This window comes from Paenibacillus sabuli, assembly GCF_014705605.1.
Classification (GTDB): domain Bacteria; phylum Bacillota; class Bacilli; order Paenibacillales; family Paenibacillaceae; genus Paenibacillus_D; species Paenibacillus_D sabuli.
In genome coordinates this window covers 184,367-206,292 of sequence record NZ_JACXIZ010000014.1, presented here as the reverse complement: position 1 = coordinate 206,292, position 21,926 = coordinate 184,367, and the positions used below count along the sequence as shown (strand labels likewise).

Genomic DNA, 21,926 nt, shown 5'->3' with positions numbered 1-21,926 from the left:
GTGACAGTGTGAAAGAGAAATTCGCCCAATATCGTGAGCGAGGGGCACAATATTGGAATCAGTTCGGAAAGACCCAGAAAATCGTTTTTATCGCAACCATCGGCATTTTGCTGTTGACTGCGATTTTACTGATTATGATCTTTTCCAGAACCGAGTACGAGCTTGCTTTTCAGGACTTGAATTCGGCAGATGCCTCCGCAATTATCGAACATTTGGAAGCCAGCGGCATCCCCTATAAGCTGGGGGGAGCGGGGACGACCATCTCCGTGCCGGCTGCAGACGCATCCCGCGTCAAGGTGGACGTCGGATCGCAAGGCTTGGTGCAGAATGGATCGATCGGGTTCGATGCATTCGGAGACAGTTCTTCAATGTTCGGCCGCACGGATAATGAATTCGATGTGATGTATCGGAATGCGCTAAACGGCGAAATTCAGGGCTTGCTTAACAGCATGCAAGGCGTGCAGCGATCCAATGTGATTGTCAACCTTCCCAAGGAGAGCGTATTTGTCAATATCAGCGAGGCCGAACGGGCATCCGCTTCGGTTGTCATTACGTTCAAGCCGGGCTTTCGCCCGACGCAAAGCGAAATCGACGGTTATTTCAACCTCGTCAAGACGTCCGTTCCGAATCTGGGCGTCGAAGACATTACCATGACCAGTCAGGAAGGCGATTTGTTCGCTTCTTCCGAAATTACGGGCAACAGTTCCGGCACGTCGCAAGGCGTCGAAGCGCAGTTCCAAATTCAACGCAAATACGAAAGCGAGATTCGTCGTAACATCCAGCAGTTTTTAGGCAGCTTTTACGGCTCGGAAAATGTGGTCATCAGCGTGGCAAGCAGTTTGAATTTTGACCAGAAAAGCACACAGGAAATGCTGGTGCAGCCACTGGCCGACAACAACAATAACGGCATCATCATCAGCGAATCCGAGACAAGCAGCATCAGCTCCGGCTCGCAAGGGCAGGTCGGAGGCGTCGCGGGCACAGGCGAAACGGACGTGCCGGGCTATCAGGCAACGGACGGCGCAACCTCGAGCAGCTCGGAGGAAACGTCGCGTACCCGAAATTACGAAGTGAGTCGAATCACAAACGAAATTGTTTCCGGACCTTTTGTCGTCAAAGATTTGTCGATCAGTGTCGGAATTCCGCTAACCGCGTCTGCGGCGGATGTCGGAACCGGGACCGAAGGGGGTTCCGGAAGCACAGAAGACCAGTTGACGGCTTGGCTGACCTCGCTCGTGCGCTCACAATTGGCGGATTCGGGACAGAATGTCAATGATGCGGAGCTCATGAAGCAAAAGGTGACGGTCATCGCCCAGCCGAGCGTTACTTCGCAGCCGAGCGTGTCGGTTGCAGGATTGTCGTGGCCGTGGGCAATCGGAATCGGCTTAGGCATATTGGCCCTGGGCGGGGGCGCGGCTTATGTCGTGATGCGCCGCCGCAAGCAAGCCAGACTCGAAGAAGAGACCGAGTTGCTGGAGACGCAAGCCAAGGTGGAGTACCCGACAATCGATCTGGACAATATGTCCAACGAGAACCAAGCACGCAAGCAATTGGAGCAGCTTGCCAAGAAAAAGCCCGAGGAATTTGTCAATTTGCTCCGGACTTGGCTAGTGGACGAATAGAGGTGGGTGTAGATGGCGAACACGATGCAAGGACTTTCAGGACGTCAAAAAGCGGCCATTTTGCTCATCACGCTGGGCCCGGAAGTGTCTGCGCAAATTTTCAAGCATTTGCGCGACGACGAAATCGAGCAGTTGACGCTTGAGATTGCAAATGTGCGCAAGGTCGAGAGTTCCGACAAGGAAACGATCTTAGGTGAATTTCATCAGATTTGCATGGCGCAGGAATACATCTCGCAAGGCGGCATTGTGTACGCCAAAACGATCCTGGAGAAGGCGCTGGGCGAACAGCGCGCCTTGAGTGTGATCAATCGCCTGACCGCTACTTTGCAGGTCAGACCGTTTGACTTCGCGCGCAAGGCCGATCCGAGCCAAATCTTGAATTTTATCCAAAACGAAAATTCACAAACGATCGCACTCGTGCTTTCTTACTTGCAATCCGAACAATCCGCAGCTATATTGTCGTCGCTGCCGCAGGACAAGCAGGCGGATGTGGCGCGGCGCATTGCCATTATGGACAGTACTTCGCCGGAGGTCATCTCACAGGTGGAGCGCATACTCGAGCAGAAGCTGTCTTCGACCGTTACACAAGATTACACCATCGCGGGCGGTATTGAATCAATCGTCCAAATTTTGAATGGTGTCGATCGCGGCACGGAGCGCACCATCCTCGATTCGCTGGAGATCCAGGACCCTGAACTGGCGGAAGAAATCAAAAAACGCATGTTCGTGTTCGAGGATATCGTCAATATCGACAATCGTTCGATTCAACGCATCATTCGCGATATCGACAACGCCGATCTGCAGCTGGCACTGAAGGTGGCAAGCGAAGAGGTGCGCGATGCCATCTTCCGGAACATGTCCAAACGGATGTCGGAGACGTTCAAGGAAGAGATGGAATACATGGGGCCGGTGCGGCTGCGTGATGTAGAAGAGGCACAGACGCGGATCGTCGCGACGATCCGCAGGCTGGAAGAGTCCGGCGAAGTAATCATCGCCCGCGGCGGAGGAGATGATATCATTGTCTAATCTGTTCAAGGCTACGCGCGTCATCTCCATGGAGGAGCTCAAAAAGCTGCAGTGGGATAATCGATACGCGGCATCCGCTGCAGAGACGGACGATGAGCCTGCCGAGGCGCAAGGGCCGGACGCCGAAACGCTCTCGATGCGCGATCGGATTCTCGGTGATGCCGAGTCCGTGGCGACCGAGCGGATCGAGCAGGCCGGCCGTCAGGCGGAGCAGCAGCTGGCCGAGGCGCGGGAACAGATCGAGCAATGGTGGGCCGACAAGCGAGCCCAAGACGAGGATATGGAAGCCACTGCCAAACACGAGGGCTATGAGCAAGGACGCGAGGAAGGAATTGCACAGGGAGAGGCCGAAAATGCAGCGAGCTGGGAAGCCTCCCTCACGGAATCGAGACAACTCCTGGAGCAAGCCCGCCGAACGCGCGAGCAGATCATTCAAGAGGCCGAGCCTTTTTTGCTCGAGCTGAGCTGCGCAATCGCCGCAAAAATCATCGGCCGCGAACTGGAGCAGGATACGTCCCTCGCTCTGGAGCTGATTCGAAAGTCGCTCGCGCGCAGACATGAGCAAGGCCTCATTACGGTGTGCGTCGCCCCTTCGCAGCTGGCGTTCGTACAAGCCGCGCGCGACGAATTGGCGGCCGTGGTCGATTCGCAGGCGCAGCTGCAGATCCTGCCCGACGCTGCTATTCAGGATCAGGGCTGTGTCATTCGGTCTGCATATGGCAGCATTGACGCGCGCATCGACACCCAGCTGGAAGAAATCAAGCGCGAGCTGATGCAGCTGGCGCTGCAGCAAGCGGAAGGAGGCGAGCCGGATGAGCCTACCACCGCTTGATATTCGCCGCTATACGGAGCACTTGCGCACGCTCGATCCGATCCGTGTCAACGGTAAGGTGACGCAGGTGATCGGCCTCACGGTGGAGTCGGAAGGACCGGATGCAAGTGTAGGCGATGTATGCGACATCTACCCGGCCAAATCGGCGAAGCCGCTCAAAGCGGAGGTAGTCGGATTCCGGGACAACAAAGTCATCCTGATGCCGCTTGGCAATCTGCAATCCATCGGACCGGGTTGCGACGTCGTCAGCACAGGCAAGCCGCTGACTGTGCAGGTGGGCTCGGAGCTGCTCGGCAAGGTATTGGACGGACTGGGTCAGCCGCTGGACGGCACCAGGCTGCCGGTGCGCATGCCGCATTATTCGACCACCAGCGCGCCCTCCAATCCGCTGCTGCGCCCGCGTGTCAAGTCGCCGCTGAGCATCGGCGTGCGGGCAATCGACGGCTTGCTCACGGTGGGACAAGGTCAGCGGGTCGGCATCTTCGCCGGCTCCGGCGTCGGCAAGAGCACGCTGCTCGGCATGATTGCGCGCAATACGTCGGCGGATGTCAATGTCATCGCATTAATCGGCGAACGCGGACGCGAAGTGCTGGAATTCATTGAAAAAGATCTCGGACCCGAAGGTCTGGCACGCTCGGTGGTAGTCGTGGCGACCTCCGATCAGCCGGCGCTGATTCGGATGAAGGGTGCGTTAATCGCTACTACGATCGCCGAATTTTTTCGTGATCGCGGGCTCAACGTCATGCTGATGATGGATTCGGTCACGCGCTATGCCACGGCGCTCCGCGAGGTCGGCCTGGCCATCGGCGAGCCGCCGGCGACACGGGGCTACACGCCGTCGGTGTTCGCCGAGCTCCCCAAGCTGCTTGAGCGCGCAGGGACGGGCCCCAGCGGGTCGATCACGGCCTTTTACACGGTGCTGGTCGACGGCGACGATATGAACGAGCCGATCGCCGACGCCGTAAGGGGCATCCTGGACGGACATATTGTACTCAGCCGGGGGCTTGCGTACAAGGGGCATTTTCCGGCCATCGACGTGCTCGCCTCGGTCAGCCGGGTCATGAAGGATATTGTGCCGGGCGACCAGCAAAAAGCGGCGGAAGAGCTGAAGCGACTGTTGGCGACTTATCGCGAATCCGAAGATCTCATCAATATCGGCGCCTATCAGAGCGGCTCCAACGTCGAGATCGACCAGGCCATCGCCGCTTACGGTTCGATTCGCGCCTATATGATGCAGCGCACGGACGAGAAGGTGAGTTACAGCGAAGCCAAGCAACGGCTGCTGATTGACTTTTATAGGAGTTGATGCAGAATATGGCGGCTTACCGGTACCCGTATCAAAAAATCGTCGATCTTAAAAAAAACGAAAAGACGCAGGCTGAATGGGGGCTGGCGGAAGCTAACGCACAGTTGAGCGAGGTCGACGGCGCGCTGCAGCAGCTGCGGCAGGAGCGGCTTCGCTGGTACGATACGCTCTCCCAAGCTGCGGGGCGCTCGGTGTCGCTCTCGGAGCTGCGGACTTATCAGCAGTACTTGGAGCATCTCGATCAATGCATCGCCCGCAAGCTGGAGGCCGTGCGCGAAGCGCAGGCGGCCGTGGCCAAGCGGCAAGATGCGCTTGCTCTGAAAGCGAAGGATGAGAAAGTATGGCAGAAGGCGCGCGAGCAATCGCTGCTGAAATTTACGCAATTTCGTCTGACACAAGAGCAAAACGAGCTCGATGAATTGGCCAGCGTGCGGCATGCGCGCTGAGTCCGGAGCGATAAGAATGACCCGCGCATGGAGGGGATACGCTTGAGCGAGTTGGAAGGAGAAAGAAGCTACAGCGGTCTGGAGCGCACGATGTTTTTCATCACGCCGATTTTGTTCACGCTGGTGCTGCTGGGCGCCCTGCTCCTGATCTTCAATACCGGCCTGAGAGAAAAGGTGCTCGATATCGGGAGCGGGATTCCTGTGATCGGCGGGCTGTTCCCCGCTCCGCCGGCGGAGGAGAACGAGGTCGACGACAATGCGCTGCGCTCGACCAATCTGACTGCAAAGATTGAAGAGCTGGAAGCCGCGCTTGCCGGCAAGGAATCGGAGCTCTCCGCCTTGCAGTCGACCGGACAAGAGCAGGAGCAGACCATTGCGGAGCTGCAGAGCGAGCTGGAGCAGCTCACCCTGACCTCGGAGGAGGCGCAATTGAGCGAGGACGAATACGAGGCGCATATCAAGAGCCTGGCCTCGATGTATACCCAGATTACGCCTAGCCGCGCGGCGCCGATCCTGGAGAGCATGGAGCTCGAGGAGATTGCTTTGCTATTCGGCGCGATGCGGCCGGAGGATCGCGTGCGAATCATGGAGCGCATGAATCCTGAAACGGCTGCCGCGGTCACGCTGAAAATGAAAGACATGACCCCGGTAGCCAATCAGCAGTTGGCCGCGCTTCAGGCGCGCATCGACAAATTGGAGGCCTCTCCCGCGCCTTCCTCGAGCGCGATGGACGAAACCGAGCTGAGTGCGACGTTCTCGAGCATGAATCCCGAGAGCGCCGGCAAGCTCCTGCTGGAGATGGCCAAGTTAAGTCAGGCCAAGGTGTTGCGTATTTTGAACGCCGTCAACAGCGGCGCGCGCTCGCAAATTTTGGCGGCGATGAGCGAGGCGGACGAAGCTTTGACGGCTCAGTTGGCATCGAAGTTGACGCCGGGCGCTTGATTGGCCGGCATGCGAAAGGAGGTGAAATGATGCAAATGAATCAGTTGATGAGCCTGATTTCGGGCAATACTTCTTCGACGCCGGTGCATGCAATGACGAGCGGCGGATCGGAATCCGGTCAAGCCTTTGCGCAAGTGCTGCAGCAGCTCGGCAAGCTGTCGTCCGGGGAGGCGCGGCCGCTATCCGAGCTGGCGCTCGCGGCGTCAGCTCGTCCGGGCATCCCTAGCGCGCTGCTGCAGGCGTTGGCCGGACACTCAGGCGCCGAACAATGGATGGAGCAGCTCGACAAATTGGAAGCTCTGCTGCAAAGCGAGGATGCAGGCGGCCCGGATCTCGCACCGCTCGATGAAGCCGAGCAGCAGGAGCTGCTGGTGATGGTGGATGAGATGATCCGCATGCTCGTACAGACGCAGACGCAAGCATCCGCGTCCTCGATGATGGAGGCAGACGGCACACCGGAGCTGGAACAGACGCTATCCAAGCTGGCCACGCTTCTGACCGAAGCCGCGCTGGCTGGAGCTGGATCGCCCGGCTTGCATGATCGGTCGGTCGCTGTCGGCGAGGATAGCATGACTTCGGCGGCTGCCGAGCCGCGTCAAGGGGCTACGCTCAAGCAAGAGCTGCTCCAGGCGGTCCAACAGCTGCGTGCCGAGCTGGTCCAAGGCCTGGAACCTGCGGCGGAGCAAAAATACGGACCGCTCCTAGAACGGCAGCTCGCAGCGTTGACGGCGCTCGTAAGCGGAAAGCGGGCCGATAGCGCCTTGCCGACCGGTCTTGCGGTCGACATGGAGTCGGAGCTGGATCTGAAGGGCGGGACGCTCCAAGTCGTGACGCGCTCTGCAAGCGGGGCGCAGGACCACCTGCTGAAGCTGAGCCATTCGTTGTTGTTCCGGCCAGAATGGACGGTGCAAGCCGTCGGAGAGCGAAAGACGCAGACCGGTGGCGAGGCACTGCCAGAGGACTCGGCTTTCCCGGCGCCTGCGGCAGCCGCCGCTGTGCTGCCGGATACCGGCAATAAGGCGCCGCAGACGTCTCGACTGGTCTTCAGTCAGCCGGTGCCTATCCAGCAGTTCGCCGAGACGATGACGGGAATGCTGATCAAGCAGTTTCGCACTTCCGGCGGTCAAGGCACGACGGAGGCGCGATTGACGCTTCACCCGGAGCAACTGGGCGAGGTGAACATCCGGATCACGCTCCACCACGGCCAATTGACCGCACAAATTATGGCGGACAACAGTATGGCCAAAGACATGCTGGAGAGCCAACTGTCCCAGTTGCGCTCAGCGTTGCAGCAGCAAGGATTGCAGGTCGATCGCCTGGAGGTGTCGCAGCCGCAGGCGCACGCGCAGAGCGAGCTTGGCGGCCGTCAGCCCGGGTCTCAGCGCGAGCAGCAGTCCGAGCACCGGCACAATGAATCCGCCTCGGGCGGCGAGAGCCGATTCGACAGCGAGCTGAATGAGATCAGCGAGCAGCTCGGCCTGGATGGCCTGGGCTACGGCCGGACTGTCAATGTGACGGCTTAGGCCGCTACCAACAAAACAGGACGGAGGTGATGCGGAAGTGGCAAGCACATCGATAGGCACAAACGCCGTATGGCCGAACTATCATTCGTCGAACGTCCTTAAAACGGCCGAGAAAACGAATAGCGATACGCTCGGCAAGGATGATTTTTTGAAAATTCTGGTTACACAGCTTCGTTATCAGGACCCGATGCAGCCGCTGCAGGACCGGGAGTTCATCGCTCAGATGGCCCAGTTCACGTCGGTGGAGCAGCTTATGAATATGGCCAGTGAAATGACGCTAATGCGCCAAAATCTCGGCACTGCCTCCAGCATGATCGGCAAAACGATTCAATGGATGGAGCTCAACGAGAGCACCGGGCAAACGGTGATGAAGAGCGGAGTCGTCGATTCGATTGTTGTCAGCGAAGGCGTGCAGTACGCCACAGTGGGCGAGACGGCCATCCCCGTAGAAGATATCATTTCCATTGCGGAAGCGGCTCCTGAAGGAGACGGCGACGAAGAAACGTCGCCGGTCGAAGAGCCTTCCGAAGATGACGGTGTGGACGACGGCGGTGCCGAGGATGACGACGGGGCGGTAGAAAATGGCTGATGCTATGCAGATCGGGCGATTGTATCACGGACCTTCGACGCCGATCGGTGCGCGCAAATCATCCGATTCGACACGGCAGGAGACGTCTTTTCGGGAGATGCTCAACGATCGTGTGCTTAAGTTTAGCCACCATGCCGAGGTGCGGATGCGGCAGCGCGGCATCGAATTACAGCCGGAGCAGCTAACGCGCATTGCCAGCGCAATTGACGAGGCGGAGGCCAAGGGCGCGAAGGATTCGCTCGTCATGTTCAGGGACGTGGCGATGATCGTCAATGTGCCGAGTCGTACCGTGGTTACTGCGCTGGAAGGCAAAGCCGCTCAGGGCAACGTGTTCACCCAGATTGACAGTGCAGTTATCGTAACCTGAACATACTGGCCGGACCGAACAGGAGGCTGGGACTGCGGACCGACTGAAGCAGTCCGACTATACCAACCAAAAGAAGGGTGAGGCGATCCATGATTAGATCCATGTACTCCGGTGTGTCCGGAATGAAAGGGTTTCAGACCAAACTCGACGTCATCGGAAATAACATTGCCAATGTGAACACCGTCGGCTTCAAGGCCGGGCGTGTCATGTTCAGCGACATCTTGAGCCAGACGGTCACAGGCGTCACGGCATCGGTCGACGGCGAGAGCGGCGGCATCAATGCCAAGCAGATCGGACTTGGCGTATCGGTGTCGGCGATCGATACGATTCATACGCCAGGCAGTGCAATGACGACGAATGTACCGACCGATATGCGGATCGACGGAGACGGCTTTTTTGCCGTAGCGCCGGGAGGAGACGTGGAGAATGTCTATTTGACGCGTGCCGGCAATTTCACGATGGACGGCAATCGTCAGCTGGTGACGGCGGAGGGATACTTCGTCCTTGATTCCGGCGGTGGAGTCATTCAGCTTGACGACACGGTGACGGCGTTCACGATTGCCAAAGACGGCACAATTATTGCGGTCAATGAGGACGGCACAAGCGAGGCGACCGATTTTCAGATCGGCGTAGTCAAAGTGACGAACCCTAGCGGCCTGGAGAAAATAGGCGGCAATATGTATCGCGTGACGCCGAATGCTCTTCCGGAAGGCGAGGAAATCGAATTTTTGGCGGCCAATGATCCGGAGCTGGGCACGGGCGCCATCATTTCCGGCCAGCTCGAAATGTCCAATGTCGACCTGACTTCCGAATTTACCGAAATGATCGTCGCGCAGCGCGGCTTCCAGGCCAATTCGCGCATCATCACGACATCCGACGAGGTGCTCCAGGAAGTTGTTAATTTGAAACGATAGAGCGACCGCAGGGGGCTGCTAGCCCCCTGACCGGCGGACTGGAGGAAGCCAAATGATTACGGTGACGCGTTTGAACGGAACGAAGGTGATGCTGAATGCCCTTTTGGTGGAGACCGTTGAAGAGGTTCCCGACACGCTGATCACGCTGACGACCGGGAAAAAATATTTGGCGTTGGAAAGCTCGGCCGAAATCGCCGAGCGCATCCAGTCGTATTTACGGACCATCGGCATTGTTTCGGCGGCGACGAGAACAGAGCAAACGGAGGGAACTTGATATGAAAAAAATGCTGCCGTGGATGATCACCATCTTGCTGGCTATTACGCTGATTGCGGTGGCGGCGGTCTATTTGTTTAACCAATTTTTTAATCCATCGCCCGGCAGCCAGACCGCAAGCACGGACAGCAGCATGGCGGCGAAGCCGCTGAGCGCCGACAAGCGCGTCGAGCTAACGGCCGAGCTCGCCGATATTCAAACGAACCTCGCGGATCCGAATACAATCATTGTGCTCGGGGTGGCGTTCCAAATGAATACGGCAAAGGCAAAGGAAGAATTCGACAAAATCAAAGAAATTCAAATTCGTCCAATCATCGTACGCACGCTCTCTGACCTGACGGAGGAGGAGCTGAAGGGCTCGGCCGGCAAGGACGCGTTGGCCGCGCAATTGATTAATTTGATCAACCCGGTCCTGCCGGAGGGCGGAAAAGTGACGAATGTTGCTTTTACGAATTATATCGTGACGCCGCTCTAGCCGGCAGCCGCGCATTTTCGGGGAACGAGAGGGGGGAGAAGGTTTGGTTGATGTATTGTCGCAAAACGAAATAGACGCGCTGCTCGCAGCGCTCTCCTCGGGCGAGATGGACGCGGAGGAGCTGAAAAAGGAAGAAACGCAGAAAAAAATCCGGGCATACGACTTTAAGCGCGCCGTCCGATTTTCCAAGGATCATATTCGCAGCTTAACGCGAATTCATGAAAATTTTGCGCGTTTCTTGACCACGTATTTTTCAGCCCAACTGCGTACCTTCGTGCAGATCAATGTCGTGCAGGTGGAGCAGCTTCCGTATGACGAGTTTATTCGGTCGATCCCCAAAATGACGATTTTAAATATTTTTGAGGCGGAGCCGCTGGAAGGGCGGATGGTGCTCGAGGTGCATCCGAACGTCGCGTACGCGATGCTTGATCGCATGCTGGGCGGTCAAGGCAACGCGCCGTCCAAAATCAATGCCCTGACGGAAATTGAAACGACGGTGATGGAGCGCATTTTTAGCCGGGCCTTCGATAGCCTGCAGGAAGCCTGGAAAACGGTGATTGACATCTCCCCGCGACTGGAAGGGATGGAAACGAACCCGCAATTTATGCAAATTGTGTCGCCGAATGAAACGATTGCGCTGATTTCGCTCAGCACTAAAATTGGCGAGACGACCGGTATGATTAACCTTTGCATCCCGCATGTTGTCATTGAACCGATCATGTCTCGCTTGTCGGTGCATCATTGGTTTGTTTCACAGAAAAAAACGCGCGCTCCGGAAGAAATTGAAATTTTGGAAAACCGGGTCAGCAAGGCGAAGCTGCCTTTGGTGGCGGAGCTCGGGACCTCCTCGCTCACCATACGGGAATTCCTCGGTCTGAACATAGGGGACGTCATCAGTCTGAACAAGCAGGTCGATCATGGGCTGAAGATTCGCGTCGGAGACCGGCTCAAGTTCATCGGAAGCCCTGGCTCTGTCAAGGACAGAATGGCCGTGCAAATCGACGAAATTGTCAGTGAAGGAGCGGAAGAAGATTATGACGAGTAAAGACTACCTGTCTCAGGAAGAGATTGACGCGTTGCTGCGCCAATCCGCAGGCGAGTCCGAAACGGCGCAGAATGGCGGCGGCAATAGCGGCGATTTCTCGCCCGAGGACTACGTGGACACCATGGAGAAAGACGCGCTTGGCGAAATCGGCAATATTACCTTTGGAAGCGCGGCTACGGCATTGTCGACCCTGCTCGGAAAAAAAGTAGATATAACGACTCCCGAAGTATCGGTCATCCACCGCGAAGAGCTCGAGCGCGAGTTTCCGAAGCCGCATGTTGCCGTTCATGTCAGCTACGTAGACGGCTTCCAGGGCATCAATTCGCTTGTCATTCGTACCCGGGATGCCCAGGTAATCGCCGATTTGATGCTAGGCGGGGAAGGGATGGTCGACGAAAATCAAGAGCTTAATGAGATTCATGTGAGCGCCGTTCAAGAAGCGATGAACCAGATGATGGGTTCTTCCGCCACCTCCATGTCTACAATTTTCAATCGGCTGGTCAACATCTCGCCCCCCGCCATCAATATTTTGGATGTGCATAACGGCGAGGGCGTCAATAGCTTGCCCCCGGTGGATGTATTCATCAAAATCGCGTTCAATTTAAAAATTGGCGATTTGATCGATTCCACAATTATGCAGCTGCTCCCGGTTTCCTTTGCCAAGGATATGGTCGCAACGTTGATGGGCGGCGTTGCCGAAGAGCCGCCGGCTCAAAGCGCCGCGCCTCCGGTGTCCGAAGCGCCTGCCGCCGCGGCTCCGCCAGCAGCGCCGCCAGCGCCGGAACCGGCCGCCGCGGCCTCGATGGGGCAGACGCCGATGGCCGAAGCGCGACCCGTCCAGGATGGTGAGGCGCAAGGGCCGAATACATACGGAGGAACACCTGGTCGCAACATTAACGTGCAACCCGTCCAATTCGCCAATTTTCAGGGCGCGCCTTACGTGCAAGCGGATGATACGAACTTGAATTTATTACTCGACATTCCGCTTAGAGTCACTGTAGAATTAGGGAGGACTCAGAAGCAGATCAAGGAAATACTTGAACTCTCCCAAGGCTCGATCATTGAACTCGACAAGCTGGCTGGCGAACCTGTTGACATTCTGGTCAACAATAAGCTGATTGCCAAGGGCGAGGTCGTCGTCATCGACGAGAACTTCGGTGTTCGCGTGACGGATATCGTCAGCCAATGGGATCGAATCCAAAAACTACAATAACATCCTGGGAGGAAAGAGAAAGATGGCAAACCGCATTCTGATTGTAGACGACGCAGCATTCATGAGGATGATGATTCGTGACATCCTAACAAAAAATGGGTACGAAGTCGTAGGTGAGGCGCAGGATGGCGCGCAGGCGGTAGAAAAATACAAGGATTTGAAACCCGATTTGATCACGATGGATATTACAATGCCTGAAATGGATGGCATCACGGCTCTGAAGGAAATCAAAAAAATGGACGGCAACGCCAAAGTCATCATGTGCTCCGCAATGGGACAACAGGCGATGGTCATCGACGCTATCCAAGCCGGCGCCAAAGATTTTATCGTTAAACCTTTTCAGGCCGACCGTGTTATTGAAGCGATCAAGAAAACACTTGGCTAAAGCCGCGTTGCGGAGCAGTTGTGCGGCAGGAGCCTTGCTCTTATCCGGCCTGGCGCTAGCCGGAGTCGCGCGTGCGAGCACGGGAGACGAGAGCGGCCTGGCCGGCAACTCCCAGACCCCTGCCGAGCTTATTCCGGATGATAATTTTATCGGCAGCGTCGTGTGGGTCATCGTGGCGCTGGCGATCGTCATCGTCCTGATCATCGCACTGATCAAATTTTTGGCCCAGCGCAGCCGTATGTTCGGGCTGAACCGATCGATACGCACACTCGGCGGTGTCGGCGTGGGGCCGAACAAATCGCTGCAAGCGGTCGAGATGGGAGGACGCATCTATATCGTCGGTGTCGGCGAAAATGTGACGCTCATTGATCAGATCCGCGACGAGCAAGAGGTGCAGGCGATGATTGCTGCCCTGGAGATCCAATCCGGGCGAAGCGGACCAGGTCTATTGGACAGGTTCAAAAGGCGCAAGACGGAAGACCCGGGAACCGAGCCGTGGCAGTCGTCCTCGACCTCGTTTGAATCGCTTCTTCAGGACAAGTTGGACCGGCAGGCGCGCAGCAAGCGCGAGATCGAAGCCGCGCTGCGAGAGTCAAAACAAACGGATGTGGACGAATGAACAAGAAATTTGCCTGGATGCTGATGCTGCTGGTCATGGCGCTGGGCATGCTCGCGCCGGAGATTACATACGCCGAACCGCTGCCGAACATCAACATTGAGATCGGCAACGGCGACGAGCAGGCCGGCAGTTCGGCGCTATCCTTGTTGCTGCTCATCACCGTGCTGAGCATCGCCCCGGCGATCCTGGTGCTGATGACCAGCTTTACGCGGATCGTCGTGGTGCTCGGCTTCGTACGCACGTCGCTGGGAACCAATCAGATGCCGCCTACGCAGGTGTTGGTCGGTCTGGCGCTGTTTTTATCGTTGTTCATCATGGCGCCTACGCTGTCCGCAGTCAACGATGCCGCGCTGCAGCCGTATCTTGACGGCGAATTGACGCAGACCGAGGCATTCGCCGAAGCCGCCGTGCCGATGAAGGAATTCATGATCGTGCATACGCGCGAAAAAGATTTGATGCTGTTCATGGAATATACCGGCGCCGAGCGACCGGAGAGTGTGCAGGATGTGCCGATCACGGTGCTGATCCCGGCCTACGTCATCAGCGAGCTAAAAACTGCGTTTCAGATGGGCTTTATGATTTTCATCCCGTTTTTGATCATTGACATGGTCGTGGCAAGCGTACTGATGGCGATGGGGATGATGATGCTGCCTCCGATCATGATTTCGCTGCCGTTCAAGGTGCTGCTGTTCGTGCTCGTAGACGGCTGGTATCTGGTCGTGAGATCGCTGCTGCTGAGCTTCAACCCTTAGCGATACGAAATTGGGAGGAGGACGGCGATGAGCTCGGATTTTATTATCGGACTTGCCGGACAAGCGGTGCTGACCACCCTCAAGGCGAGCGCGCCGATGCTGATCCTCGGTTTGCTTGTCGGTCTGATTGTAAGTATTTTGCAAGCGACCACCCAAATTCAAGAACAGACGCTGGCTTTTATACCAAAAATCGTCGCAGTTATGCTGGCTGTGCTCTTATTTGGGCCCTGGGTGCTCAATACGCTGGTCGATTTTACGTTCAATCTGCTCAACAACTTACATAATTACATCGGATAGGCTGTGAATCGATGGAATTATTTTTGCAAGCCGTTCCTATTTTTTTGCTGATATTTTGTCGAATTACATCCTTTTTCGTCGTAGCGCCGGTGTTTTCCACGCGCGGCGTGCCGACGATGTTCAAGATCGGGCTCGGTTTTTTTGTATCCTTGCTCGTCTACCTGGTATACGGCATTCATGAGACTGTCGTGCCGGACGTGCAGTATCCGCTTTTCATTATTCGCGAAATATTGGCCGGCCTGCTGCTCGGTTTCGTAGCCTACATGTTTTTCACCGTCGTGCAAACGGCGGGGTCATTCATCGATATGCAGATGGGCTTCGGCCTGGCCAACGTCATCGATCCGATGACCGGAACCACCTCGCCGCTGCTCGGTAATTTCAAGTTCATTATCGTCGTCCTGCTTTTTTTGACGATGAACGGCCATCACTTGCTGCTGCTTGGTATCATGCGCAGCTACGACTGGCTGCCACTGTCGAATACGTTGTTCGGCCGCATTTACGAAGGCAGCGTTACGGAATTTTTGGCGGTGACCTTCGGATATACCTTTATGCTGGCGCTTCAACTGGCCGCTCCGCTCGTGGTGGCGATGTTTTTGACGGATGTGGGACTCGGCTTTTTGGCCCGGGTAGCGCCCCAATACAATGTATTCGTCATTGGGATTCCGCTCAAAATTCTGGTTGGCTTCCTGCTGCTGATGCTGCTGATGCCGGGGTTCGCCGTGTTGATCGGCGAGTTGTTCGAGCGTATGTTCGGCGCCATGGACGATGTGCTGCGCTTGATGGCCCAGCCGTCCGCAGAGATGGGGGGAACGCCGTGAACAAGCATCGTTATTCGGTTGATCTGCAGATGTTCGCGCAGGAAAAAACCGAGAAAGCAACGCCCAAAAAGAAGCAGGAGTCGCGCAAAAAGGGCGAGGTTGCGAAAAGCATGGATGTGCCTGCGGCGGCCATATTGTTTTTTACGTTTTTGAGCTTTTTGCTGTTGGGCGGTTTTTACAAGACGCATTTGCTGAGCCTGTTCGGCAACGCTTTGGAGGACATGCTGACGATGCAGCTCAGCGCCGGCAATGTGCACCGCTTGTTCAGCGACATCGTTCTCCAGTGGTTATTGCTGATCGCGCCGTTTTTTCTGATTACCATTATTATCGGCATCGTCGGCAATTATGTGCAGATCGGCATGCTGTTTACCGGCGAGCCGCTCAAGATGAAGCTATCCAAACTGGACCCGATCAAGGGCGCCAAAAATATTTTTTCGACGCGGGCGCTGGTCGAATTCGCCAAAAGCATTCTGAAGCTGATCGTTGTCGGTCTCATTGTCGCATGGACGCTGTGGAACGAGCATGAACGCATTTTGGCGCTCTCCTCGCTCTCCATCGAGCAGATATTCAGCTTTGCCGCCTCGTTGACCTTGCGGCTCGGCCTGTTGATCGGCGGCTTGCTGATTGTGCTGTCGGTGCTGGATTATATCTATCAGAAGTACGAGTATGAAAAAAAGCTGCGCATGTCCAAGCAGGACATCAAGGATGAATTCAAAAAAACCGAGGGCAACCCGCTCATCAAGAGCCGCATTCGCGAGCGTCAGCGCAAAATGGCGCTGCAGCGGATGATGCAGGAGGTGCCCAAAGCGGATGTCATCATTACGAACCCGACTCACTTCGCCGTCGCGCTGCAGTATGACGGCACCAAAATGGAGGCTCCGGTCGTCCTGGCAAAGGGGATGGATTATATCGCGCTTCGCATCAAGGAGATTGCCAAGGAGCATGACATCGTGACGATGGAAAATAAGCCGCTGGCACGGGCGCTGTACGAACGCGCCGAAATCGGGGACGCGGTGCCGACCGATCTGTTCCAGGCCGTGGCCGAGGTGCTGGCGTACGTCTATAAATTAAAACGGCGTGTCAAATAAATTGGGACGAGGGGGGGAGAGCGCATGAAAATCAAGGATTTGGCGATATTGATCGGAATTATCGGCATCGTGCTCATGATGGTCATTCCGGTGCCGATTCCGCTGCTCGACGTGCTGTTGATCATCAACATATCCGCGGCCGTCATGATTTTGCTGATTGGGATGAACACGCAAAATGCGCTCGACTTCTCGATCTTTCCCGCCGTGCTGCTCATTACGACGCTCTTCCGATTGGCGCTTAACGTCTCCTCGACGCGCAATATTCTGTCCGAGGCCAGGGCAGGGCGGGTCATCGAGACCTTCGGACAATTTGTAGCCGGCGGGGAGATCGCAATCGGCTTTATCGTATTTTTGATCCTCGTTGTGGTGCAGTTCATCGTCATCACGAAGGGCTCCGAGCGGGTCGCCGAAGTAGCGGCGCGCTTTACACTCGATGCGATGCCGGGCAAGCAGATGAGCATCGACGCCGATCTCAACGCCGGACTGATCAATGAGCAGCAGGCCCGGGAGCGGCGGCAGACGATCGAACGCGAGGCCGATTTTTACGGCGCGATGGACGGCGCCAGCAAGTTCGTCAAAGGCGACGCAATCGCTTCGATCATCATCTTGTTCATCAACTTGATCGGCGGCTTCATCGTCGGGATGGCCGTGCATGGGATGCCGTTCAGCGATGCGCTAGGCACGTATTCGATCCTGACGATCGGCGATGGCCTCGTGAGCCAGATTCCGGCGTTGCTGATCTCCACGGCAGCCGGACTGATCGTAACCCGCGCCGCCTCCGAGGGCAACCTCGCGCATGATCTGAGCGGACAGGTGCTGCGCTACCCGAAGCTGTTGTATATCGTGGCCGGTACGGTGGCCATGCTCGGGCTTTTCACGCCGATCGGCCCGATGGCGACGTTGCCGATTGCGGCCATTCTGGCTTTCGCCGGATGGCGGCTGTCTGGGACGCAGGCACGGCTCATGCAGCAGGAAGAGCTGCTCGAGGAGGAGCAGCAGATCGAGGAGGTACGCAGCCCGGAGAGCGTGATCAGCCTGCTGCAGGTCGATCCGATCGAATTCGAATTCGGCTACGGGCTGATCCCGCTCGCAGATACGCAGCAGGGGGGGGATTTGCTGGATCGGGTCATCATGATCCGCAGACAATGCGCGCTAGAGCTCGGACTCGTCGTGCCGGTCATCCGGATTCGCGACAACATCCAGCTCAAGCCCAACGAGTACGTCATCAAAATCAAGGGCAACACTGTCGCCAGCGGCGATCTGCTGCTCAATCATTACCTGGCGATGAGCCCGGGCTTCGAGGACGATTCGATCGTCGGCATCGAGACGCAGGAGCCGGCCTTCGGCTTGCCCGCGCTCTGGATCGACGAGTCGATGAAGGAGAAGGCCGAGCTGTCCGGCTATACGGTGGTCGATCCGCCTTCGGTCGTCGCGACGCATCTGACCGAGGTCGTCAAAAAGCATGCCCACGAGCTGCTCGGCCGCCAGGAAACGAAGGCGCTCGTGGACAATCTCAAGGAAAGCTACCCGGCGCTCGTGGACGAACTGATCCCGTCTGTGCTCAGCATCGGCGACGTGCAAAAGGTGCTTGTCAAGCTGCTGAAGGAGAAAATCTCCATCCGCGATATGGTGACAATATTCGAAACCATGGCGGATCAAGGGCCTTATACCAAGGACCCGGACATCTTGACCGAATATGTGCGACAAGGCTTGTCCCGTCAAATTACGCATCAGTTCTCCGGGGGGAGCGAGCCGCTGCGGGTCATCACGGTGGGGCCTTCCATCGAGAAAAAAATTGCCGACGCGGTCCAGCAGTCCGATCAGGGCAGCTACCTGGCGCTCGACCCGGTTGCGACGCAGCAGATCTATCAGAAGCTGACCGAGCAAATTACGCGGCAGGTGCAATCCGGCCAACAGCCAATCGTGCTGGCATCGCCGACGATCCGCATGTACTTGCGCCAACTGGTCGAACGCACGATGCAGGATATCCCGGTACTCTCGTACAGCGAGCTGGAGCCTAGCGTGGAAGTGCAGAGCGTAGGAGTGGTGAATCTATGAAGGTCAAGCGTTATGTTGTCCAGGCAGTCCCGGATGCGCTCCCGCTCATTCGCAATGAGCTGGGTAAAAATGCGGTCATTCTGACTACAAAGGAGATCAGAGTCGGCGGCTTCCTCGGCATGTTCCGCAAGCGCAGGATGGAGGTGCTGGCCGCTTCGGAGGAAGAGGAGAGGCCGGTCAAGCCGAGGCCGCAGACGCTGAGCGTGGGCCGAGAGGCGGCTAAGCCAGCGGCACAGGAGCTGCTTCTCGCCCTGCAGGCCGATGCCGAGACCGGGCAGGCGCTGCCTCCGGTTGCCGCAGCCAAGGCGCAGCCTGCAGCGGGAACTCATCCCACTGCGCCGGATTCCGGCGCAGGTCAGCAAAAGCAGCTCATGGATGAAATACGCCAAATGAAACAAATGGTCGAAAAGCTCTCGCGCTTCCACAGCGAAGAATACGACGGCGCGGCGCTGCTGCTGCGCGAGCGTCTGGCGGCTCAGGAGCTCGAAGAGGAGTGGATCGTCAAGCTGCTGGAGGCCGTGACGCAAGACGAACGCTACGCTGCTGGCGGTAATGCGGCCGAGCTATGGGCGCTCGCAGCGAATCACTTGAGGGGGTGGTTGGCGCCATTATGCGGTGAGCCTAGCGCGCCGTCGGCTCGGGTCGTATATTTCGTCGGCCCGACCGGCGTCGGCAAGACGACAACCGTGGCCAAGCTGGCCGCAGAGCAGAAGCTGAAGCACCGTCGTAACGTCGGATTCATCACCTCCGACACGTATCGCATTGCTGCAGTCGATCAGTTGCGCACGTATGCGACGATCCTGGACGTCCCGCTGGAGGTGGTCTTCTCGCCGGCCGAGCTGTCCCGAGCGTTCAAGCAGCTTGAATCGTGCGAGATGATATTTATGGATACGGCCGGCCGCAATTTCCGCAACGAGCTTTACGTTTCCGAGGTGAACGCCCTGCTGCAAGCGAACGACGACAGCGAAACGTTTCTGGTGCTCAGCCTGACCGGAAGAACGCGGGACATGTCGGTCGTTGCGGATCACTTTGCCAAGTACGGCGTCGGCAAGGTCATCTTTACCAAGCGCGACGAGACCGATGCGGTCGGTGCGATCGCCAATATTATGCTGCGTCATCCGTATCAGACGGCGTACATCGGCTTTGGGCAAAATGTGCCGGACGACATCGAGGCGTTTGATCTCGAGCGCTACCTGAAGACGCTGCTGGGAGATCCGAGCGATGCTTGATCAAGCGCAGACGCTGCGCAAGCTGGTGGAACAAGAGCACGACGACACGCGACAGACGCGAATCGTCACGGTGACGAGCGGAAAGGGCGGGGTCGGGAAATCGAATTTCACCTTGAACTTCGCGCTTGCCCTGCGCCGCAACGGCCTGAAGACGCTCATCTTCGATGCGGATATCGGCATGGCCAACATTGATGTGCTGATGGGACGCTCGGCGGCCTACAGCGTCTATCATTTACTGAAGCGCGAAAAAACGGTCTGGGAAATCATTTCGGAGGGCCCGGAGGATGTTCACTTTATTGCAGGCGGCTCGGGTTTTCGCGATCTGCTCGATCTGCCCCAGACGGAGCTTGACTATTTCGAAGCCCAGATCGTCAAGCTGCAGGGGCACTACGATATCATCCTGTTCGATACGGGGGCCGGACTGTCGCGAGAAACTGTCAGCTTCATTGCGGCGGCCCAGGAGACGATTGTCGTCACGACGCCTGAGCCGACCTCCATTACCGATGCTTATGCTCTGATTAAAATGGTTGGCTCGATGCAGCAAGACGCTGCCTTCAAGCTGGTCGTCAACCGCACCACGGACGAGCGCGAGGGCAGACAGACTGCGGACCGCATTTCCTTGGTGGCCAGACAATTCCTGGAACTGGATATTCCGCTGCTCGGCACGATCCCCGACGATGCCAATGTAATGCGGGCGGTTAAGAAGCAATCGCCCTTTTCCATTGCCTTCCCGGCAAGCGGCGCTTCAAAGGCCGTGGCGGAGATCGCGCGAGGTTTTTTGAACAACGGTACAGCAAACGCACCGAACACCGGCGGTATTCGAGGGTTCATCCAGCGGATGCTCAAGCGGCGAGGCTAGCACGAGGCAGTAGAGGAGGAATATATCGTGGCACCTTATCGCGTCCTCGTGGTGGACGATTCCGCCTTTATGCGGAAAATTATTACGGATCTGATCGTTCGCAGCCCGAAGTTCAGCGTCGTCGCAACTGCCTCCACCGGAGCGGAGGCCATAGAGGCGCTGCTCAAATGGCGGCCGGATGTTATCACGATGGATCTGGAAATGCCCGAGCTCAACGGCCTGGAGGCGCTGAAGCGCATCATGCGCGTGAAACCGACACCGGTCATCATGCTGGCGGGAATCAGTGAAGACGGCACGAAGGAGACCATCAAAGCGCTTCAGCTTGGCGCATTTGATTTTATTCGCAAGCCGACCAGCGCAACGCATGTCGAAAAGCTCGGCCGGCTGCTGCACGAAAAGCTGCTGATCGCGGTCCAGACCAGTCATCGCCATCAAGCTTGGCGTATGGTGGACCCTACCATCTACCGGAGGCCGCTGCCGCTGCCCGAGCGCAAGCCGCTGCCGCCGCCAAAGGAAGCGCAGAAACCGCCTGCACCGCTGCCAGTAAAAAAAGAGCGGCAGCCTGCGAAGCCCCAGGCGGGCGCAGTGCCGCCGCGCAAGGAGAAGGCGCATACGGCAGCAGCGGAGGCGGGCCTGTCCGGCATATTCGAGGATATCGTAGCGGTGGGCACGTCCACCGGAGGTCCGCGGGCCCTGCATCAGCTTATCGCCTCGCTGCCGGCGCATTTTCCCGCACCGGTGCTGGTCGTTCAGCACATGCCCCCGAAATTCACGCGCTCGCTTGCGCAGCGCCTGGACAGCTTCAGCAAGCTGCGTGTGGTGGAAGCCTCGCAGGGTGAGCCGGTCTTGGCCGGCACGGTATACATCGCGCCGGGCGGCTACCATATGGCACTCGCGCAGGAGAGCAAGGGCTTTGCGATTCGTCTGACGGAGGATGCTCCGCGCGGGGGCCACCGGCCATCGGTGGATGTGCTCTTCGAATCACTGCTCCCGCATACGAGGCTCCGGCAGCATGCGGTCGTCATGACCGGGATGGGAAGCGACGGCTCGGCCGGGCTGCACGCGCTCACCAGGCGCGGGATCGCAACGGCGATCGCCGAAGCCGAACAGAGCTGCGTCGTCTACGGCATGCCGCGCGCGGCCGTCGAACGCGGCGGCGCGACCACGGTGCTGCCAGTGCATGAAATCGCCGCATATCTGGTGCGTGCGGTCCAGACCGGAAGAGAAGGTTGACAGGCGTCTATTTG

The 21,926-nt window shown here is 57.4% G+C and carries 24 protein-coding genes; all 24 read left to right on the top strand.

Going from position 1 to position 21,926, the window contains the following annotated elements:
- Positions 1-8 precede the first annotated feature (8 nt).
- The 24 genes from fliF (at position 9) to IDH44_RS08700 (ending at position 21,912) form a co-directional block, all read left to right on the top strand.
- Positions 9-1,622 carry a flagellar basal-body MS-ring/collar protein FliF gene (gene fliF, locus IDH44_RS08815; protein ID WP_190916739.1) on the top strand — a complete coding sequence of 538 codons (1,614 nt, stop codon included), beginning with the start codon at positions 9-11 and terminating at the stop codon, positions 1,620-1,622.
- Positions 1,623-1,634: 12 nt separating this feature from the next.
- Entirely contained in the window at positions 1,635-2,648 is a 1,014-nt protein-coding gene (gene fliG, locus IDH44_RS08810) for a flagellar motor switch protein FliG (protein ID WP_190916737.1), read from the top strand.
- Positions 2,632-3,480, top strand: a complete 849-nt coding sequence (locus IDH44_RS08805; RefSeq protein WP_317890137.1) for a FliH/SctL family protein — start codon at positions 2,632-2,634, stop codon at positions 3,478-3,480. Before fliG ends, IDH44_RS08805 begins: the two co-directional genes overlap by 17 nt.
- Positions 3,461-4,786, top strand: a complete 1,326-nt coding sequence (gene fliI / locus IDH44_RS08800; RefSeq protein WP_190916733.1) for a flagellar protein export ATPase FliI — start codon at positions 3,461-3,463, stop codon at positions 4,784-4,786. The genes IDH44_RS08805 and fliI overlap by 20 nt, the downstream gene beginning before the upstream one ends.
- Positions 4,787-4,794: 8 nt before the next feature.
- A complete protein-coding gene (fliJ, locus tag IDH44_RS08795; protein WP_190916731.1) occupies positions 4,795-5,232 on the top strand; it encodes a flagellar export protein FliJ in 438 nt (145 codons plus the stop codon).
- A gap of 42 nt (positions 5,233-5,274) precedes the next feature.
- Positions 5,275-6,174 carry a MotE family protein gene (locus IDH44_RS08790; RefSeq protein ID WP_190916729.1) on the top strand — a complete coding sequence of 300 codons (900 nt, stop codon included), beginning with the start codon at positions 5,275-5,277 and terminating at the stop codon, positions 6,172-6,174.
- Positions 6,175-6,209: 35 nt separating this feature from the next.
- Positions 6,210-7,697 (top strand): flagellar hook-length control protein FliK, encoded by a 1,488-nt coding sequence (locus IDH44_RS08785; protein ID WP_190916727.1) that lies wholly within the window; start codon positions 6,210-6,212, stop codon positions 7,695-7,697.
- 37 nt (positions 7,698-7,734) lie between these two features.
- Positions 7,735-8,286, top strand: coding sequence for a flagellar hook capping FlgD N-terminal domain-containing protein (locus IDH44_RS08780; RefSeq protein WP_190916725.1), 552 nt, complete (start codon positions 7,735-7,737; stop codon positions 8,284-8,286).
- Positions 8,279-8,653 (top strand): TIGR02530 family flagellar biosynthesis protein, encoded by a 375-nt coding sequence (locus tag IDH44_RS08775; RefSeq protein ID WP_190916723.1) that lies wholly within the window; start codon positions 8,279-8,281, stop codon positions 8,651-8,653. Before IDH44_RS08780 ends, IDH44_RS08775 begins: the two co-directional genes overlap by 8 nt.
- Positions 8,654-8,742: 89 nt before the next feature.
- A complete protein-coding gene (gene flgG / locus IDH44_RS08770; RefSeq protein ID WP_190916721.1) occupies positions 8,743-9,567 on the top strand; it encodes a flagellar basal body rod protein FlgG in 825 nt (274 codons plus the stop codon).
- A 52-nt stretch (positions 9,568-9,619) separates the two neighbouring features.
- Positions 9,620-9,841: a flagellar FlbD family protein gene (locus IDH44_RS08765; protein WP_190916719.1), complete on the top strand. Its 222-nt coding sequence runs from the start codon at positions 9,620-9,622 to the stop codon at positions 9,839-9,841.
- A gap of 1 nt (position 9,842) precedes the next feature.
- The gene (locus IDH44_RS08760) at positions 9,843-10,316 is read left to right on the top strand and encodes a flagellar basal body-associated FliL family protein (RefSeq protein ID WP_190916717.1); all 474 of its coding nucleotides are present in this window, start codon (positions 9,843-9,845) and stop codon (positions 10,314-10,316) included.
- Between the two features lie 43 nt (positions 10,317-10,359).
- Positions 10,360-11,361, top strand: coding sequence for a flagellar motor switch protein FliM (gene fliM / locus IDH44_RS08755; protein ID WP_190916715.1), 1,002 nt, complete (start codon positions 10,360-10,362; stop codon positions 11,359-11,361).
- Positions 11,351-12,574 carry a flagellar motor switch phosphatase FliY gene (fliY, locus tag IDH44_RS08750; RefSeq protein ID WP_190916713.1) on the top strand — a complete coding sequence of 408 codons (1,224 nt, stop codon included), beginning with the start codon at positions 11,351-11,353 and terminating at the stop codon, positions 12,572-12,574. The genes fliM and fliY overlap by 11 nt, the downstream gene beginning before the upstream one ends.
- A 22-nt stretch (positions 12,575-12,596) precedes the next feature.
- Positions 12,597-12,959, top strand: a complete 363-nt coding sequence (locus IDH44_RS08745; RefSeq protein WP_190916711.1) for a response regulator — start codon at positions 12,597-12,599, stop codon at positions 12,957-12,959.
- 34 nt (positions 12,960-12,993) lie between these two features.
- Entirely contained in the window at positions 12,994-13,578 is a 585-nt protein-coding gene (locus IDH44_RS08740) for a flagellar biosynthetic protein FliO (RefSeq protein ID WP_190916709.1), read from the top strand.
- Positions 13,575-14,330: a flagellar type III secretion system pore protein FliP gene (gene fliP, locus IDH44_RS08735; RefSeq protein WP_190916707.1), complete on the top strand. Its 756-nt coding sequence runs from the start codon at positions 13,575-13,577 to the stop codon at positions 14,328-14,330. The genes IDH44_RS08740 and fliP overlap by 4 nt, the downstream gene beginning before the upstream one ends.
- A 27-nt stretch (positions 14,331-14,357) precedes the next feature.
- Entirely contained in the window at positions 14,358-14,627 is a 270-nt protein-coding gene (gene fliQ / locus IDH44_RS08730; RefSeq protein ID WP_190916705.1) for a flagellar biosynthesis protein FliQ, read from the top strand.
- An 11-nt stretch (positions 14,628-14,638) separates the two neighbouring features.
- Positions 14,639-15,445 (top strand): flagellar biosynthetic protein FliR, encoded by an 807-nt coding sequence (gene fliR / locus IDH44_RS08725; protein WP_190916703.1) that lies wholly within the window; start codon positions 14,639-14,641, stop codon positions 15,443-15,445.
- Positions 15,442-16,533: a flagellar biosynthesis protein FlhB gene (flhB, locus tag IDH44_RS08720; protein WP_397326754.1), complete on the top strand. Its 1,092-nt coding sequence runs from the start codon at positions 15,442-15,444 to the stop codon at positions 16,531-16,533. The genes fliR and flhB overlap by 4 nt, the downstream gene beginning before the upstream one ends.
- Before the next feature lie 24 nt (positions 16,534-16,557).
- A complete protein-coding gene (flhA, locus tag IDH44_RS08715) occupies positions 16,558-18,591 on the top strand; it encodes a flagellar biosynthesis protein FlhA (protein ID WP_190916701.1) in 2,034 nt (677 codons plus the stop codon).
- Complete coding sequence (gene flhF / locus IDH44_RS08710) at positions 18,588-19,820, top strand: flagellar biosynthesis protein FlhF (protein ID WP_190916699.1); 1,233 nt, start codon at positions 18,588-18,590, stop codon at positions 19,818-19,820. Before flhA ends, flhF begins: the two co-directional genes overlap by 4 nt.
- Positions 19,813-20,679 (top strand): MinD/ParA family protein, encoded by an 867-nt coding sequence (locus IDH44_RS08705; RefSeq protein WP_190916697.1) that lies wholly within the window; start codon positions 19,813-19,815, stop codon positions 20,677-20,679. Before flhF ends, IDH44_RS08705 begins: the two co-directional genes overlap by 8 nt.
- Before the next feature lie 27 nt (positions 20,680-20,706).
- Positions 20,707-21,912 carry a protein-glutamate methylesterase/protein-glutamine glutaminase gene (locus IDH44_RS08700; protein ID WP_190916695.1) on the top strand — a complete coding sequence of 402 codons (1,206 nt, stop codon included), beginning with the start codon at positions 20,707-20,709 and terminating at the stop codon, positions 21,910-21,912.
- Positions 21,913-21,926: the final 14 nt, after the last annotated feature.